Consider the following 15,993-nt stretch of genomic DNA (forward strand, 5'->3'; position numbering starts at 1 on the left):
TCCGCATGTCAACTCCCTGCGCCGGGTGGCCCCTTTCATGCGAAGCTGGATCTCATGAGCGTCGCAGAACCCCGCAGGATCGTCGTCTTCCGGCACGCGAAGGCCGACTGGCCCCAGGTCGCCGACCACGAGCGCCCACTCGCCGAGCGAGGACGCATGGACGCCCCCGCCGCCGGACGCAAACTGGCCGACACCGGCGTCACCTTCGACCTGGCCCTGTGCTCCACGGCGGTCCGCACCCGCGAGACCTGGAAACTCGCCGTCCAGGAGCTGCCGCACCGGCCGAAGACCGTCTATGAGGAGCGGATCTACGAGGCCTCGCCCGGTGAGCTGATCGCCGTGCTCAACGAGCTGCCCGACGAGGTGCGCAGCGTGATCCTCATCGGCCACAACCCGGGCGCCCACGGTCTGGCCGACATCCTGGCCGGCTCCGCAGAGGGGGACGCGCGCGCCCGGATGAACCGCCGTGGCTTCCCCGCCGCCGCCTTCGCCCTGCTCTCCTTCGACGGCCACTGGAAGGGCCTCGAGCCCGGGGTGGCCACGCTCACGGACTACTGGGCCCCCTCCGAGTGACCCGGCGCCGGAGGGCCCGGCACCCGGGCGGGCTGCCGGGCCCTCCTGAGGGCGGAACGGCAGCCGGCCGGGCACCCCACGCGTAACCATCGGTGACCGGACCTTCAGTGCCCGAACGCAGGCGGCCCGGGCCCGTCCGTACCTACCCGGTGGAGCGACCCGGTCGCGCCCGGTCCGCTTCAGCTCTCGTCGTGCGTGTCCGCCGCCTCGACCTCTTCCCGGGTGATGCCGAGGAGGTAGAGGACCGTGTCCAGGAAGGGGAAGTTCACCGCCGTGTGCGCCGCCTCCCGTACCACCGGCTTGGCGTTGAAGGCCACGCCCAGGCCCGCCGCGTTCAGCATGTCCAGATCGTTGGCGCCGTCACCGATCGCCACCGTCTGCGCCAGCGGAACCCCGGCCTCCGCGGCGAACCGGCGCAGCAGCCGCGCCTTGCCCGCCCGGTCCACGATCTCGCCGACGACCCGGCCGGTCAGCTTGCCGTCGACGATCTCCAGCGTGTTGGCCTGCGCGAAGTCCAGACCCAGCCGCTCCCGGAGATCGTCGGTGACCTGGGTGAAGCCACCGGAGACGACCCCGACCTGGTAGCCGAGCCGCTTCAGGGTGCGGATCAGGGTGCGCGCGCCCGGCGTGAGCCGGACCTGCTCGCGCACCTTCTCCACCACCGACGCGTCCAGCCCCTCCAGCAGGGCCACACGCGCGTGCAGCGACTGCTCGAAGTCCAGTTCCCCGCGCATCGCCGCGGCCGTCACCTCGGCCACCTGGTCCTCGCAGCCGGCGTGCGCCGCGAACAGCTCGATGACCTCGTCCTGGATCAGGGTCGAGTCCACGTCCATGACGACCAGCCGCTGGGCGCGCCGGTGCAGACCCGCCGAGACCACCGCGATGTCGACACCCAGTGCCGCGGCGTCGGAGGCCAGAGCCGTGCGCAGCGGTCCGGTCTCCACACCGGAGACGGCGAACTCGACCGCCGTCACCGGGTACTTGGCGAGCCGGAAGATACGGTCGATGTTGCCGCCGGCCTTCGCGATCCGGGCGGCGATGGCGGCCGTCGACTCGGCGGTGAGCGGGTGGCCCAGCACGGTCACCAGGGAGCGCCCGAGGCCGCGCGGACGGTTGTCGCCGTGTCCGGAGATGATCTCGGCCTGCATCTTCATCGACTCGGCCCAGCTGTGCACGGTGGCCCGCAGGTCGCCCTCCAGACCGGCCGGCGGCTGGGTGACCAGGGCGCACAGCACCAGCCGGCCCCGGGTGACGACCTGCTCGATGTCGACCACGTCGACGAGGTAGGCGGCGAGGGTGTCGAAGAGACCCGCCGTGATGCCCGGCTGGTCCTTGCCGAAGATCTTGACAAGGAGGGTGGGGACCTCGGAGGTCTGCGAAGCGGAGGTCTGCGAAGCGCTCATGGTGTCACCACCGTATCCGGCACCCAGTGCCTCCCGCCGCCGAGGTCCGCCTGACGGACACGGAACAACGGCCGACGGCCCGGTGTCGGGGACCTTGCGGCCGGGGGTCACGCGGCGCCCGTACCCGGGACGGCGGCGCCCGTACTCGGGCCGGCGGCGCCCGTATCCGGGACGGCGGCGCCGTATCCGGGACGGCGGCGCCGTATCCGGGACGGCGCCCGCACCCCGAGCGTGCCACGCCGGCCGCCGAACGGCCATCCGCGGCCCGGCACCGGCCCGCGGCCACTACGCCTCGCCGGACGGGAACCAGACCGGCCACCACCCGCCCTCCTCCGCAACTCCCCGCGCGGACAAGCGGGGAGGGAGGATCACGACAGGACCAGGCACCGGACGGACGCGGGTCGTGTGCTCCCCTCGCCGCGATTGCGCGCTCCGGCCCGGTTTCGCCCCCGTCACCAGGGCGAATCGGAGTGCCTGAGGGGCTGTTCGGCAAGGCCCGGGTTTCGGCCAGGGGGCCGCGCCTGGAATAGTTCCCCACGATGTTCGACATCCCTAGACTCCCCGCGACGGGGGTAATTCGGGGGACAACTCAGTGGGGCATGGAGTGCCGGAACTCGTACTGGAATCAAACGGACGGACCTGGACGCTCGACCCGTCCAGGCCCTACACCCTCGGCCGTGATCCGCAGGGTGACATCGTCTTCGACGACGCCAGGGTCTCCTGGCGGCACGCGACGGTCAGCTTCAACGGCCAGACCTGGGTCATCGAGGACCACGGCAGCACGAACGGCACGTACGCCCAGGGCCTGCGGGTCCGGTACACGGAGATCGTCCCCGGCTCGTCGGTGCACCTCGGCAACGCGACCGACGGCCCGCGGGTGACCTTCTCGCCGGCCGCCGTGCCGGTCGGAGGCCCCGCCCAGGAGCCGCCGCCGCAGTCCGCGGCACCGTACGCCCCCCAGAGCCCCGGCGCCCCCGACTGGGCCCAGCAGGCCGTGCCCGGCCAGGTCCCCGCCCACCAGGCACCGGCCCACCACCAGGCCGTACCGCAGCAGGCACCGGCCCACCACCAGCCCGTTCCCCACCAGGCCGTACCCCATCAGGCCCCGGTCCAGCCGCAGGCCCCGCACGCGGACTGGCAGCAGGCCGGGCCCGCCGAGCAGTACGTCCAGAAGACGCCCGGTGCCGGCGCGGGGGCGCCGCCGGTCCACGGCGACCGCAGCCCGACCACGTTCCACCAGTTCGCGCTCGGCCGCGTGATGCGCATCGGCCGTGCCCTGGAGAACGACCTGGTCGTCTCCGACCTCCAGGTCTCCCGCAACCACGCCGAGTTCCACGCCACGCCCGACGGCCGCTTCGAGATCCGCGACCTCGGCTCGCACAACGGCACCTACGTCAACGGCCAGCCGATCCCGAAGGGCGGCACCGTACAGCTCGGGCCGGCCGACATCGTCGGCGTCGGCCACTCCACCTTCCGGATCGTCGGCGACCGCCTCGAGGAGTTCGTCGACACCGGTGAGGTCTCCTTCTCGGCCCGCCACCTGACCGTCACGGTCGACGGCGGCAAGCAGATCCTCAAAGACGTCTCCTTCGGCGTCCCCGAGAAGTCGCTGATCGCCGTGATCGGCCCGTCCGGCTCCGGCAAGTCCACCCTGCTCAAGGCGCTCACCGGGTACCGGCCCGCCAACCAGGGCGAGGTGCTGTACGACAACCGGAACCTGTACAAGCAGTTCGCCGAGCTGCGCCAGCGCATCGGCCTGGTGCCGCAGGACGACATCCTGCACCGCGAGCTGACCGTGAAGAAGGCCCTGAAGTACGCGGCCAAGCTGCGCTTCCCCGCCGACACCACGGCGAAGGAGCGCGACGCCCGCATCGACGAGGTGCTGCGCGAGCTGAAGCTCGACGTCCACAAGGACAAGAAGGTCACCTCCCTCTCCGGCGGCCAGCGCAAGCGCGTCTCGGTCGCCCTGGAGCTGCTCACCAAGCCGTCGCTGATCTTCCTGGACGAGCCGACCTCAGGTCTCGACCCGGGCATGGACCGGGACGTCATGCAACTGCTGCGCGGCCTCGCCGACGACGGCCGTACGGTCCTCGTCGTCACCCACTCGGTGGCCGAGCTGGCGTTGTGCGACAAGCTCCTGGTCATGGCGCCGGGCGGTGCGGTCGCCTACTTCGGCCCGCCCGAGGAGGCACTGAACTTCTTCGGCTACGACAGCTGGGCCGATGTCTTCTCCGCCTTCGAGAACTACCGCGACTACGACTGGGCGGGCCGCTGGAAGGGCTCGCAGCACTACCAGATGTACGCGGCGGAGATCGACTCCGTCGCCCCGCAGACCGGTCCCATACCCCTGCCGCAGGCGCTGAGGCCGCCCAAGCCGCAGAGCTGGGCCTCACAGCTGATGACCCTGATCCGGCGCTATGTCGCGGTCATCGCGTCCGACAAGGGCTTCCTGGCGCTGACGGTGCTGCTCCCGGCGGTCATCGGCGCGGTCAGCCTGCTGATCCAGCACGACCGCGGACTGCTGCCGAACCCGGTCAACCCCAAGACCCACCTGCCCTCCCCGAACGGCACCGCCACCACGGTCCTGCTGATCCTGGCCGTCGGCGCGTGCTTCGCCGGCGCCGCGAACTCGGTCCGTGAGCTGATCAAGGAGCGGGTGATCTACGAGCGGGAGCGCGCGACCGGCCTGTCCCGCTCGGCGTACCTGATGTCCAAGGTGGTCGTGCTCGGCGCCGTCACCATGTTCCAGGGCCTGCTCGTCGGCATCATCGGCTTCTCCAGCCGCGAGATCCCCGCCGAGGGCCTGGTGCTCGGCGGCTCCACGCTGGTCGAGCTGTGCCTGCCGGTCATGGCGCTGGGCTTCACCTCGATGATGGTCGGCCTGGTGATCTCCTCGCTGGTGAAGACCGCCGAGAAGACCATGCCGCTGCTGGTGATGTTCGCGATCGTCCAGGTCGTTTTCACCGGCTGCCTGTTCACCCTGCACGGCACGCTCGGCGTGAACGAGTTCTCGTACCTGATGCCGTCCCGCTGGGCGGTGGCCGCGGCCGGTACCACGCTGGACTTCAACGCCATCGCCCCGAACACCGACGACCCGGGCAGCACCGACCCGCTGTGGGACCACGCCGCCTCGGCCTGGGCCCTGGACATGTTCGTGCTGCTCGCGCTCGGTGCGGTCTGCGGCTTCTTCGTCTCCCGCTTCCTGCGCCGCCACGAGCCGGAGGTCATGCGCAAGTAACCGCGCCCGTCCCTCCCGCACGACGCCGAAGGGCGGCACCCCGGTCCCGGGGTGCCGCCCTTCGGCGCTTGCGTCGCTGAGGTCCCGCGCCCAGGCCTCAGTACGCGCTGTTGACGTTGTCGATCGAGCCGTACCGGTGGGCCGCGTAGTTGGCGGCGGCGGTGATGTTGGCGACCGGGTCGTAGATGTTCCAGGACGTGCCGGCGACGTGGTAGGCGCTGAAGGTCGGCGGGATGACCTGGAGCAGGCCCTTCGACGGGATGCCGTTGACGGCGTTGACGTCCCAGTTGTTGATGGCGAGGGGGTTGCCGGAGGACTCCCGCATGATGTTGCGGTGCAGCCCGCTGTAGCTGCCCGGGATGCCCTTGGTCCTCATGATCGACAGGGCCTGCCGGATCCAGCCGTCGAGGTTGTTGGAGTACGTCTTGGCGGCGACCGGCTGGACGTCCAGGCGCTGGGTGGAGCGGGTGGCGGCCTGGTCGGCGGAGTGCTTCCGCACGGCCTCGCGGGCGGCCCGCTTCTGCGCGGCGGCCTTGCCGGCCTGGTCGGCGGCAGCGGCGTCGACGGCCTTCTTCCGCGCCGCGAGGAAGTCGAGCTTGACGTTGTCGGCGGCGTGCGGGCCGGTGAGGGTGCCCTTGACGTTCTTCAGTACGACACCGGAGGCGACCTGCGTGGTCGTGGCCGGGGCACCCGTGGTGACCGTGCCGTCGTGGCCGAGGCCGGCCGACAGGGCGACGGCGGCGGTGCCGAACGCGGCGACACCCGCGACGGCGGCGATCCGCCGCTGTTTGGGCAGCGTACGACTATGAGCACGGTTGAGGATGTTCTTGGGCATGGCTGATGGACCTCTTCGATAGCGCGGAGGTCGCTCCTGCGTCCGCCGGGGGAATCGGCTCCTCCCGCACGAACGCCGCGGTGCGAACCGCGGCGCTGAGCGACGAGGCAATTCTTAGCGGGCGCAAAATGCCCAGGCAAAGGTGTGACCTACGATCCGGGATAGTGGATCAGGGAAGGGCAAAATAGGACAGACGGGACCGTCGATCCCGTTCATGCGGGCGGGTGCATCTCCTATGCGCCTTCGTACGTGATGTAGACCCTATGCTCGGGCTCACATGCAAGGCCGGGTGCTCTCACGAGCAGTTGCCATCGCAATGCTCAGCGTGAGGGTTCTCCTCCTCAGGGACGAGACGCCCGGCGCCGGACTCCTCCCCGAGGCAGAGCCCGCCCGCGCCTCCTCCCGCACCCGGCGGATCCCGGCCCCGCCACTGTGCCCCCGCGGACACGGCCCTCACGCGCGCGCGGGTAGGTGTGGCCGCCGCGACACCGGCTCCTCCGCCCGCCCTAGGACCACCGGACCAGCCCCCGCCGACACCGGGCCGATCCGGGCTGTCGGACCCCGCCGGTACCGTGAGGACATGAGTCAAGGCCCCCGGTCCGGCCTCGCCGCGGTGAGTTCCGCGCTGCTGGCCATGAGCAGGCATCTGGAGGTGCGCGACGTCCTCAAGACGATCGTCGCCTCCGCCCGCGAACTGCTCGACGCGCAGTACGCCGCCCTCGGCGTCCCCGACGACCACGGCGGCTTCGCCCAGTTCGTCGTCGACGGCGTCAGCGAGGAACAGTGGCGTGCGATCGGCCCGCTCCCGCGCCAGCACGGCATCCTCGCCGCGATGCTGCACGAGGCGAAGGCCGAGCGCCTCGCCGACGTGCGCAAGGACCCCCGCTTCGGGGGCTGGCCGGACGCCCACCCCGACCTGGCCGACTTCCTCGGCCTGCCGATCAGGGACGGCGAGGAGGTCATCGGGGCGCTCTTCCTCGCGAACAAGCGCTGCCCCAAACCGGAGGGAAGCTGCGGCTTCACCCGGGACGACGAGGAACTGCTCGCCATCCTCGCCCAGCACGCCGCCATCGCCCTCACCAACGCCCGGCTCTACGAGCGCAGCCGCGAACTGACCATCGCCGAGGAACGCTCCCGCCTCGCCCACGAGCTGCACGACGCGGTCAGCCAGAAGCTGTTCTCACTGCGGCTGACCGCCCAGGCCGCGGCGGCACTGATCGACCGCGACCCCACCCGCGCCAAGGGCGAACTCCACCAGGTCGCCTCGCTCGCCGCCGAGGCCGCCGACGAACTGCGCGCCGCGGTCGTGGAGCTGCGGCCCGCCGCGCTGGAGGAGGACGGCCTGGTCGCCACCCTGCGCACCCAGATACAGGTCCTCGACCGCGCCCACACCGCCCGGGTGACCTTCACCGGCACCGGCCTGCGCGCCCTGCCCGCGTCCCAGGAGGAGGCCATGCTCCGGGTCGCCCAGGAGGCCCTGCACAACGCCCTGCGCCACTCCGGCGCGGCACACGTCGACGTGAGCGTGGGGCGGCGCGGCTGCGGCGCCGTCCTGCGCGTCACCGACGACGGCAGCGGCTTCGACCCCACGGCGGTCCGCCGCGCCGGACGCCACCTCGGCCTGGTCTCCATGCGGGACCGGGCCAGTGGCGTCGGCGGCTCGCTGACCGTGGAATCGGCGCCCGGCAAGGGCACCACGATCGAGATGGAGGTCCCCGGTGGGTGAACCGATCAAGGTGCTGCTGGTCGACGACCACCAGGTCGTCCGCCGGGGCCTGCGCACCTTCCTGGAGGTGCAGGACGACATAGAGGTCGTCGGCGAGGCGGCCGACGGCGCCGAGGGCGTCGCCCGCGCCGAGGAACTGCGGCCCGACATCGTCCTCATGGACATCAAGATGCCGGGCATGGACGGCATCGACGCGCTGCGCAGACTGCGCGAACTCGGCAACCGCGCGCGCGTGCTGATCGTCACGAGCTTCACCGAGCAGCGCACGGTCGTCCCGGCCCTGCGCGCGGGCGCCGCCGGATACGTCTACAAGGACGTGGACCCCGACGCCCTCGCCGGCGCCATCCGCTCCGTGCACGCCGGACACGTCCTGCTCCAGCCGGAGGTCGCCGACGCCCTGCTCGCCCGGGAGGAGGCGGGCGGCGGGTCGGGCCGGGGAGGCTCGCTCACCGAGCGGGAGCGCGAGGTGCTCGGCCTGATCGCGGACGGCCGTTCCAACCGGGAGATAGCACGCGCCCTCGTGCTGTCCGAGAAGACCGTCAAGACGCACGTCTCCAACATCCTCATGAAGCTCGACCTCGCCGACCGCACCCAGGCCGCGCTGTGGGCCGTACGCCACGGCGTGGCCGGCTGAACCGGGCTGAGATTCATACCGTCGTGGGAATGTCACCCGGATGGCGCATCCTTCGGTGATCTCCGGCGTTCTCCCGTGCGTGCCGCGGTGATCGCCGCGGTGGACACCCAGGAGGGGCAGACAATGAAGAACCTGAAGAAGGCAGCGGCCGTGACGATGGCGGCGGGCGGCCTGGTCGCCGCCGGCGCGGGCCTCGCCTCCGCCGAGAGCGGCGCCGCCGGCCAGGCCGCCGGGTCCCCGGGCGCCGTCTCGGGCAACGCCGTCCAGGTGCCGGTGCACGTCCCGGTGAACGCGGTCGGCAACAGCGTGAACGTCATCGGCGCGCTGAACCCGGCCTTCGGCAACCCCGGCCTCAACGGCTGACCAGAGCCGGACGTCACCCCCAGGCCTCCCGCCCCCGGGAGGCCTGCCTGCCCCGGACGCCCGCTCACCACGTCCCGGTGGGCCAGTGCTGGCACTGCGCACGAGGTTTCCGTCGGCCGCGTCCCGGCGGACGGGTCATACGCCCTCGCGCTGCGGTCGGCCGTCTCCCGTCCGGAGGGTCGCTGTGCCCGGCGTTCTGCCGGGCCGTGTCCCGGCTGGCGTATGGCACCGCCTTGGAGCTTGCGTCGGTTGCCTGGCCGGCCGCGACCGGTGCCGCGTGCCCCAGTTCCTACGGGGCCGCGTCCCGGACGCCCGCTCACCGCGCCCGGCGTCCCGGCGGGCCAGTGCTGGCACTGCGCCCGGAGCTTCCGTCGGCCATGTCTCGCCGGACGGGTCATACGCCCTCGCGCTGCGGTCGGCCGTCTCCCGTCCCAGAGGGTTCCAGAGGGTTGCTGTGCCCGGCGCATGGCACCGCTCCTTCGGGGCCGCGTCCCGGCCGCCCGCTCACCGCGCCCGGCGTCCCGGCGGGCCAGTGCTGGCACCGCGCCCGGAGCTTCCGTCGGCCACGTCCCGCCGGACGATCACCGCGTTCCGCGTCCGGCGCCACCGGCCAGCGTGCGGTCAGCGCGCGCCGCGCTCCCGTTCCTCCACATACGCGTTGTACGCCGCCACCTGCGCCCGCCGGGCCGTCCGTTCCACCGGTCTCAGTGCCTCGGCCCGCGCCCGCATCTCGGCGGAGCTGACCGCGCCCCCGTGCCCGTTGCCGTACGCCAGGGACACCAGCAGCCCCACCCGCTGCGCCAGCTCCAGCACCCGTACCGCACGCGGCGGGTACCCCGGTGCCAGTACCTCCCGGCCACGCTCGGCCCGCGCCCGGTACGCGTCGATCGCCGCCTCCGCCACCGGACCCGACCCGGCGACGTCCAGCTTCGACAGCACCTCGGTCGCCTCCCGCAGTGCCTCGGCCAGCTCCCGCTCCGCCTCGCCCAGCGACGGCACGTCGGCCGGCGGAGCCTCGCGCACCGGCAGCACCCGCCAGACCACCTCGGCATGCACATCGCCCTCGGGACCGGCCTCGTACACCTCCGGCACCAGCCCGAACGCGGCGCCGTGGCACACGACCGCCTCCTCGGCCTCCAGCGCCCGCGCGTTGAACTCCGGCGGACCGCTCAGACCCAGCGGATGCCCCGGCGCCGGCAGCGCCACCCGCAGCCCGGCCACCCCCAGCGCCCGCAGCCGTCCCAGCGCGAGCGTCAGCCCGACCGGCGCGGGCTCACCGGGCAGCCCTTCCACGCGGTGCACCGCGTCCTCGCCCACGATGGCGAGGGCGGCGTCATCCGGAGCGACAAGTCCGGCCAAAAGGGCGTTTCCCCAAGCTGCGAGGCGTCCTGAACGCGGTTCCGAGAGCATGCCCCCACCCTAAGGACCGGACCGATGGAATGGAGCGGGGCACTCGTGGCGTAGATTTCATAAGGGCTGCGCCCACCGGCGCGGGACCCCAGTCACAGGCGTACGCGACAGCCGAGACCGGCCACACTGCAAGGGGAGACAACGCGCTCATGAGCGATGTTCTGGAGCTTCAGGACGTATCCGTGGTCCGCGAGGGCCGGGCTCTGGTGGACCAGGTCTCCTGGTCGGTGAAGGAGGGCGAGCGCTGGGTCATCCTCGGCCCCAACGGCGCCGGCAAGACCACCCTCCTGAACGTCGCCTCCAGCTACCTCTACCCCAGCAACGGCACCGCCACCATCCTCGGCGAGACCCTCGGCAAGCCCGGCACCGACGTCTTCGAGCTGCGCCCCCGCATCGGCATGGCCGGCATGGCCATGGCCGACAAGCTCCCCAAGCGCCAGACCGTCCTGCAGACCGTCCTCACCGCCGCCTACGGCATGACCGCCGGCTGGCAGGAGGAGTACGAGGACGTGGACGAGCAGCGCGCCCGCGCCTTCCTCGACCGCCTCGGCATGAGCGACTTCCTGGACCGCAAGTTCGGCACCCTCTCCGAGGGCGAGCGCAAGCGCACCCTGATCGCCCGCGCCCTGATGACCGACCCCGAGCTGCTCCTGCTGGACGAGCCCGCCGCCGGCCTCGACCTCGGCGGCCGCGAGGACCTGGTCCGCCGCCTCGGCCGGCTCGCCCGCGACCCCATCGCCCCCTCGATGATCATGGTCACGCACCACGTCGAGGAGATCGCCCCCGGGTTCACCCACGTCCTCATGATCCGCCAGGGCAAGGTCCTCGCCGCCGGCCCCGTCGAGCTGGAACTGACCTCCCGCAACCTCTCCCTCTGCTTCGGCCTCCCGCTCGTCGTCGAGCAGGTCGGCGACCGCTGGACCGCCCAGGGCCTGCCCCTGTCCTGACCCCGCCGCTCCCCCCTGCGCGCCCTGTCCGCCGCCCGGCCACGGCCCTACCATGACCATGTGAACATCGACGCATGGGTGTGGTGGCTCGTCGGCGCGGCGGCACTGGGAATCCCGCTCGTGGTCACCGCCATGCCGGAGTTCGGCATGCTCGCGGTGGGAGCCGTGGCGGCGGCGGTCGCCTCCGCCCTCGGCTTCGACGCCGTCATCCAGGTCCTCGCGTTCGTCATCGTCTCCGTCGCCCTCATCGCAGTCGTCCGGCCCATCGCCGCCCGGCACAGCGCGCAACGGCCCCAACTCACCACCGGGATCGAGGCATTGAAGGGCAGGCAGGCCGTCGTCCTGGAACGGGTCGACGCGTCCGGCGGCCGCATCAAGCTCGCCGGAGAGGTCTGGTCGGCCCGGGCCCTCGACACCGGCCGCGCCTACGAAGTCGGCCAGGAGGTGGACGTCGTGGACATCGAAGGGGCCACCGCGATCGTCCTGTGAGGACAACTCACGGGGAACGGCTCACGAGTCGCGCGACGGTCTGACAGACTCGACCAGCAAGATCCTCAACAGACGAGATCTGCCGAAGGCGCCGAGGCGGAGAAGGGTACGGGGAGCGACGATGGAACCGGTCATCATCGTCCTGATCATCCTGGTGGTGTTGGTCTTCATCGCCCTGATCAAGACGATCCAAGTCATCCCACAGGCCAGCGCCGCCATCGTCGAGCGCTTCGGCCGCTACACACGGACACTGAACGCGGGCCTCAACATCGTGGTCCCGTTCATCGACACCATCCGCAACCGCATCGACCTGCGCGAACAGGTCGTACCGTTCCCGCCGCAGCCGGTGATCACCCAGGACAACCTGGTCGTGAACATCGACACGGTCATCTACTACCAGGTCACCGACGCCCGGGCCGCCACCTACGAGGTCGCCAGCTACATCCAGGCGATCGAGCAGCTCACCGTCACCACCCTGCGCAACATCATCGGCGGCATGGACCTCGAACGGACCCTGACCTCCCGCGAGGAGATCAACGCGGCCCTGCGCGGCGTCCTGGACGAGGCCACCGGCAAGTGGGGCATCCGCGTCAACCGCGTGGAGCTGAAGGCCATCGAACCGCCCACCTCCATCCAGGACTCGATGGAGAAGCAGATGCGCGCCGACCGGGACAAGCGCGCCGCGATCCTCCAGGCCGAAGGTGTACGGCAGTCGGAGATCCTGCGCGCCGAGGGCGAGAAGCAGTCCCAGATCCTGCGCGCCGAGGGTGAGGCCAAGGCCGCCGCGCTGCGCGCCGAGGGCGAGGCCCAGGCCGTCCGCACGGTCTTCGAGGCCATCCACGCCGGCGACCCGGACCAGAAGCTGCTGTCTTACCAGTACCTCCAGATGCTCCCGAAGATCGCCGAAGGCGACGCCAACAAGCTCTGGATCGTCCCCAGCGAAATCGGCGACGCCCTCAAGGGCCTCTCCGGAGCCATGGGCAACTTCGGCAACCTGGGCGGCGGTTCGGGCAACAGCGGCAACAACGGCTCCCATGGCTCCAACGGCGGTACGGAGCGCCGGGAGAAGCCCCCGATCGACTGAACGCGGCTCCCGCCCGCGCCCCGCGAGGGGCGCGGGAAACCGAGCGAGGGGCCGGTACCGGCCCCCGGCCGCCGACGGACAGCGCCCGGCAGCCGTTCAGGCCGCGTCCCGGGCGAGCCACTCGGGCAGCGCGGCGAATTCGTCCTGCCCCAGGGAGAGCAACATCGCGTCCGCGGGCGTGGGTTCGAAAGGCTGCCGCAGCAGCGTCATCCCGGCCTCCTCCGGAGTCCGGTTCGCCTTGCGGTGATTGTCCTCCGCACACGCGGCCACCGTGTTCAGCCAGGTGTCCTGCCCGCCCTGCGCCCGCGGCACCACATGGTCCACGGTCGTGGCCCGGCGCCCGCAGTACGCGCACCGGTGCCGGTCCCGCACCAGCACCCCCCGCCGCGACCACGGGGCTCGTCTTCGGAACGGCACCCGTACGTACCGGCACAGCCGGATCACCCGGGGCGCGGGGATGTCCACATCCGCACCGCGCATCCGCAGCTCGGGGTGGGCCTGTTCGACCACGGCCTTGTCCTGGAGCACCAGGACCACGGCTCGGTTCAGGGACACCGTCGACAGCGGCTCGAAACTCGCGTTCAGGACCAACGTGTCACGCATCCAGCCCACCTCCCGTGTGCGCCTGCCCACCCCCCGGCGGGCTTGGATCAACTCTGGACGGGCACGCCGAGATGGACAACGCAATAAAAATGCCCGCCTCCGATCACTTCCAAGACCAGAGGCGGGCAAACGTTCAGTGAACGCCGGACTGGAGCACGCCGAGGCGCTCAGCCCTCCGCGGGAATCCCGTACTCACCGATCAGCTGGGCACGCGCGATCGTGTGGAACCGCAGATTGAAGCCGACCACGGCCGGCGACGCGTCCGCGTCCGGACCCAGTTTCTCCTGGTCCACCGCGTACACCGTGAAGACGTACCGGTGCGGGCCGTCCCCGGGCGGCGGAGCGGCGCCGCCGAAGTCCTTCGACCCGTAGTCGTTCCGCGCGTGCACGGCCCCCTCGGGCAGCCCCTCGAACGCGTCGCCGCCCGCACCCGCCGGCAGCTCGGTCACCGAGGCCGGGATGTCGAACAGGACCCAGTGCCAGAACCCGCTGCCGGTCGGCGCGTCCGGGTCGTAGCACGTCACGGCGAAACTCTTGGTCTCCGGCGGGAACCCCTCCCAGCGCAGTTGCGGCGACGTGTTGCCCTCCGCGTACACCTGGGCGCTCCCCAGCGTGGCGCCCTCCTTGACGTCCTCGCTCGTCACCGTGAACGACGGCACGGGCGGATGGAAGTCATGGGGGAGCGGCCGCCGCTTCAGCTCGGTCACCTCGGTACCTCCTGATCGATGATCTGGAACCAGCAGTTCCGAGCCTAGAACCAGTTGCGCTTGCTGCCGACTTCGGACAGCCACTGGTTGAGGTACGCCGCCCAGTCGGTCCCCTGCCAGTCGTTCAGCCCCACCTGGAAGGACCGGTAGGTGTCCGAGCCCTCGCTGAACAGACCGGGCTTCTTGTCCATCTCCAGCACGACGTCCATCGCGTGCTCGTCCGCCACGAAGCTCAGCTCGACCTGGTTCAGGCCCCGGTACTGCGTCGGCGGGAAGAACTCGATCTCCTGGTAGAACGGCAGCTTCTGCCGCGTGCCCCGGATGAGACCGCGCTCCATGTCCGCGCTCTTGAAACGGAAGCCCAGCTGGATGAAGGCGTCCAGGATCGCCTTCTGCGCCGGCAGCGGGTGCACGTTGATCGGGTCCAGGTCACCGGAGTCCACGGCCCGCGCGATCGCCAGCTCGGTGGTCACACCGATGTTCATCCCGTGCAGCGCCTGACCGTCGATCATGGTGACGGGCGTCTCCCAGGGAATCTCCAGCCCGAACGGCACCGCGTGCACGGCACCCGCCTGGAGCTCGAAGGCACCGCCGAGCCGCACCTTCGTGAACTCGATGTCCTGCTTGTACTCCTGGTCGCCGCTCTCCACCTCGACCTTCGCCTGCAGGCCGACGGACAGCCCCTCGATGGCCTGGTTCACGGACCCGCCCTGGATCCGCACCTCACCCTGGACGACACCGCCCGGCACCACGTTGACCTCGGTCAGCACCGTCTCGACCGACGCGCCGCCGGCCCCCAGGCTCGCGAGCAGCTTCTTGAACGCCATGACACTCCCTATACGAAAGAATCCTCGACCGGTACGAACGCGATCCGCCCGTGACCGGTTCCGCCGGGCCGCTACGCCCACTGCACTACCCTCGGAGGGCATGATCGCGCCCCCGGACCGTACGCCACTGCCCCGCACCTTCTTCGACCGCCCGGTCCTGGAGGTCGCCCCGGACCTCCTCGGCCGCATCCTGGTCCGGACCACACCCGACGGCCCGATCGCCGTCCGCCTCACCGAGGTGGAGGCCTACGACGGCGAGAACGACCCCGGCTCGCACGCCTACCGGGGCCGCACCGCCCGCAACGCCGTGATGTTCGGCCCGCCCGGACACGTGTACGTCTACTTCACCTACGGCATGTGGCACTGCATGAACCTGGTCTGCGGACCCGAGGGCCGGTCGAGCGCCGTGCTGCTGCGCGCCGGCGAGGTGGTGGAGGGCGCCGAACTGGCCCGCAAGCGACGCCTTTCGGCCCGCAACGACAAGGAACTGGCCAAGGGTCCCGCCCGCCTCGCGACGGCCCTGGGGATCGACAGGTCCCTGGACGGCACGGACGCGTGCGCCCCGGGCGAGACCCCGATGCGGATACTGACCGGCACCCCGATCCCCTCCGACCAGGTACGCAGCGGTCCCCGTACCGGAGTCGCCGGCGAGGGCGGCGACGGAGACCTCCACCCGTGGCGCTACTGGGTGGCGGACGACCCCACGGTCAGCCCCTACCGGGCGCATGTGCCGAGGCGCCGCCGAGGTTGACGCGGCCGGTCGAAGTGCGTAACGTATTCCGAGCCGCTGAACCGGGTACGGCGATGCCTGCAGCCGGAGCGGCCAACCCACTACCTAGCTCCAGCCCCCCAGCGGGGTCGTTTCAGGCGCGCCCGCGCGTCCGAATTCGAACCCGTGGGACTCGATTATGAGTCTCCGAGGGAATCGGCTAACGTAGTGAATGTCGAAAGGGCGAACGGCGAAAGCCGAAAACCCCGAGGCAAAACCCGCCGACCGGGAAGCAGAACCGAAAGGATCTGATAGAGTCGGAAACGCCGGAAAGGGAAACGCGAGAGCGAGAACCTGGAAAGCGCCGAGGAAATCGGATCGAGAAAAGATCTGATAGAGTCGGAAACGCAAGACCGAAGGGAAGCGCCCGGAGGAAAGCCCGAGA

At 71.1% G+C, this 15,993-nt stretch carries 15 protein-coding genes; 9 read left to right on the forward strand and 6 right to left on the reverse strand.

From position 1 onward, the window contains the following. The first annotated feature begins 54 nt into the window (after positions 1-54). Positions 55-573, forward strand: coding sequence for a histidine phosphatase family protein (locus AB0E62_RS37670; protein WP_362204852.1), 519 nt, complete (start codon positions 55-57; stop codon positions 571-573). 179 nt (positions 574-752) lie between these two features. Here AB0E62_RS37670 and serB read toward each other — a convergent pair whose 3' ends face one another. Beyond that, complete coding sequence (serB, locus tag AB0E62_RS37675; protein WP_362204855.1) at positions 753-1,976, reverse strand: phosphoserine phosphatase SerB; 1,224 nt, start codon at positions 1,974-1,976, stop codon at positions 753-755. Between the two features lie 604 nt (positions 1,977-2,580). Between serB and AB0E62_RS37680 the strand changes: the two genes are divergently transcribed. Continuing rightward, positions 2,581-5,214: an FHA domain-containing protein gene (locus tag AB0E62_RS37680; protein ID WP_362204858.1), complete on the forward strand. Its 2,634-nt coding sequence runs from the start codon at positions 2,581-2,583 to the stop codon at positions 5,212-5,214. 97 nt (positions 5,215-5,311) lie between these two features. Here AB0E62_RS37680 and AB0E62_RS37685 read toward each other — a convergent pair whose 3' ends face one another. Beyond that, positions 5,312-6,049 carry a transglycosylase SLT domain-containing protein gene (locus AB0E62_RS37685; RefSeq protein WP_362204861.1) on the reverse strand — a complete coding sequence of 246 codons (738 nt, stop codon included), beginning with the start codon at positions 6,047-6,049 and terminating at the stop codon, positions 5,312-5,314. Between the two features lie 580 nt (positions 6,050-6,629). On the opposite strand from AB0E62_RS37685, the gene AB0E62_RS37690 reads away from it, so the two are divergent. The 3 genes from AB0E62_RS37690 (at position 6,630) to AB0E62_RS37700 (ending at position 8,772) form a co-directional block, all read left to right on the forward strand. Further along, complete coding sequence (locus AB0E62_RS37690; RefSeq protein WP_362204864.1) at positions 6,630-7,775, forward strand: GAF domain-containing sensor histidine kinase; 1,146 nt, start codon at positions 6,630-6,632, stop codon at positions 7,773-7,775. After that, positions 7,768-8,409: a response regulator transcription factor gene (locus AB0E62_RS37695; RefSeq protein ID WP_362204867.1), complete on the forward strand. Its 642-nt coding sequence runs from the start codon at positions 7,768-7,770 to the stop codon at positions 8,407-8,409. Before AB0E62_RS37690 ends, AB0E62_RS37695 begins: the two co-directional genes overlap by 8 nt. Positions 8,410-8,532: 123 nt before the next feature. Then, positions 8,533-8,772, forward strand: coding sequence for a chaplin (locus AB0E62_RS37700; protein ID WP_362204897.1), 240 nt, complete (start codon positions 8,533-8,535; stop codon positions 8,770-8,772). Between the two features lie 621 nt (positions 8,773-9,393). On the opposite strand, the gene AB0E62_RS37705 is transcribed toward AB0E62_RS37700, so the two are convergent. Continuing rightward, the gene (locus AB0E62_RS37705) at positions 9,394-10,182 is read right to left on the reverse strand and encodes a hypothetical protein (protein WP_362204870.1); all 789 of its coding nucleotides are present in this window, start codon (positions 10,180-10,182) and stop codon (positions 9,394-9,396) included. Positions 10,183-10,331: 149 nt separating this feature from the next. Between AB0E62_RS37705 and AB0E62_RS37710 the strand changes: the two genes are divergently transcribed. From AB0E62_RS37710 to AB0E62_RS37720, 3 genes are all read left to right on the forward strand, one after another. Beyond that, the gene (locus tag AB0E62_RS37710) at positions 10,332-11,129 is read left to right on the forward strand and encodes an ABC transporter ATP-binding protein (protein WP_362204873.1); all 798 of its coding nucleotides are present in this window, start codon (positions 10,332-10,334) and stop codon (positions 11,127-11,129) included. A 60-nt stretch (positions 11,130-11,189) separates the two neighbouring features. Continuing rightward, positions 11,190-11,618 carry an NfeD family protein gene (locus tag AB0E62_RS37715; protein ID WP_362204876.1) on the forward strand — a complete coding sequence of 143 codons (429 nt, stop codon included), beginning with the start codon at positions 11,190-11,192 and terminating at the stop codon, positions 11,616-11,618. A gap of 121 nt (positions 11,619-11,739) precedes the next feature. Then, the gene (locus AB0E62_RS37720) at positions 11,740-12,702 is read left to right on the forward strand and encodes an SPFH domain-containing protein (protein WP_362204879.1); all 963 of its coding nucleotides are present in this window, start codon (positions 11,740-11,742) and stop codon (positions 12,700-12,702) included. 96 nt (positions 12,703-12,798) lie between these two features. Here AB0E62_RS37720 and AB0E62_RS37725 read toward each other — a convergent pair whose 3' ends face one another. The 3 genes from AB0E62_RS37725 to AB0E62_RS37735 all read right to left on the reverse strand — a co-directional run bounded on the left by AB0E62_RS37725 (position 12,799) and on the right by AB0E62_RS37735 (position 14,839). Beyond that, positions 12,799-13,305, reverse strand: a complete 507-nt coding sequence (locus AB0E62_RS37725) for an HNH endonuclease (RefSeq protein WP_362204882.1) — start codon at positions 13,303-13,305, stop codon at positions 12,799-12,801. A 167-nt stretch (positions 13,306-13,472) separates the two neighbouring features. Beyond that, positions 13,473-14,012: a YbhB/YbcL family Raf kinase inhibitor-like protein gene (locus AB0E62_RS37730; RefSeq protein WP_362204885.1), complete on the reverse strand. Its 540-nt coding sequence runs from the start codon at positions 14,010-14,012 to the stop codon at positions 13,473-13,475. A 44-nt stretch (positions 14,013-14,056) separates the two neighbouring features. Next, on the reverse strand, positions 14,057-14,839 hold the full coding sequence (locus AB0E62_RS37735) for a sporulation protein (protein WP_362204888.1): 783 nt from the start codon (positions 14,837-14,839) through the stop codon (positions 14,057-14,059). Positions 14,840-14,939: 100 nt separating this feature from the next. Between AB0E62_RS37735 and AB0E62_RS37740 the strand changes: the two genes are divergently transcribed. Beyond that, positions 14,940-15,590, forward strand: coding sequence for a DNA-3-methyladenine glycosylase (locus tag AB0E62_RS37740; protein ID WP_362204891.1), 651 nt, complete (start codon positions 14,940-14,942; stop codon positions 15,588-15,590). Positions 15,591-15,993 lie beyond the last annotated feature (403 nt).

The organism is Streptomyces sp. NPDC038707 (genome assembly GCF_040636485.1).
In the GTDB taxonomy this organism is placed as follows: domain Bacteria; phylum Actinomycetota; class Actinomycetes; order Streptomycetales; family Streptomycetaceae; genus Streptomyces.

Coding starts and splice junctions, on each gene's coding strand:
- AB0E62_RS37670 (WP_362204852.1), top strand. CDS start 55: ATGAGCGTCGCAGAACCCCGCAGGATCGTCGTCTTCCGGCACGCGAAG.
- serB (WP_362204855.1), bottom strand. CDS start 1,976: ATGAGCGCTTCGCAGACCTCCGCTTCGCAGACCTCCGAGGTCCCCACC.
- AB0E62_RS37685 (WP_362204861.1), bottom strand. CDS start 6,049: ATGCCCAAGAACATCCTCAACCGTGCTCATAGTCGTACGCTGCCCAAA.
- AB0E62_RS37690 (WP_362204864.1), top strand. CDS start 6,630: ATGAGTCAAGGCCCCCGGTCCGGCCTCGCCGCGGTGAGTTCCGCGCTG.
- AB0E62_RS37700 (WP_362204897.1), top strand. CDS start 8,533: ATGAAGAACCTGAAGAAGGCAGCGGCCGTGACGATGGCGGCGGGCGGC.
- AB0E62_RS37705 (WP_362204870.1), bottom strand. CDS start 10,182: ATGCTCTCGGAACCGCGTTCAGGACGCCTCGCAGCTTGGGGAAACGCC.
- AB0E62_RS37710 (WP_362204873.1), top strand. CDS start 10,332: ATGAGCGATGTTCTGGAGCTTCAGGACGTATCCGTGGTCCGCGAGGGC.
- AB0E62_RS37720 (WP_362204879.1), top strand. CDS start 11,740: ATGGAACCGGTCATCATCGTCCTGATCATCCTGGTGGTGTTGGTCTTC.
- AB0E62_RS37725 (WP_362204882.1), bottom strand. CDS start 13,305: ATGCGTGACACGTTGGTCCTGAACGCGAGTTTCGAGCCGCTGTCGACG.
- AB0E62_RS37735 (WP_362204888.1), bottom strand. CDS start 14,839: ATGGCGTTCAAGAAGCTGCTCGCGAGCCTGGGGGCCGGCGGCGCGTCG.
- AB0E62_RS37740 (WP_362204891.1), top strand. CDS start 14,940: ATGATCGCGCCCCCGGACCGTACGCCACTGCCCCGCACCTTCTTCGAC.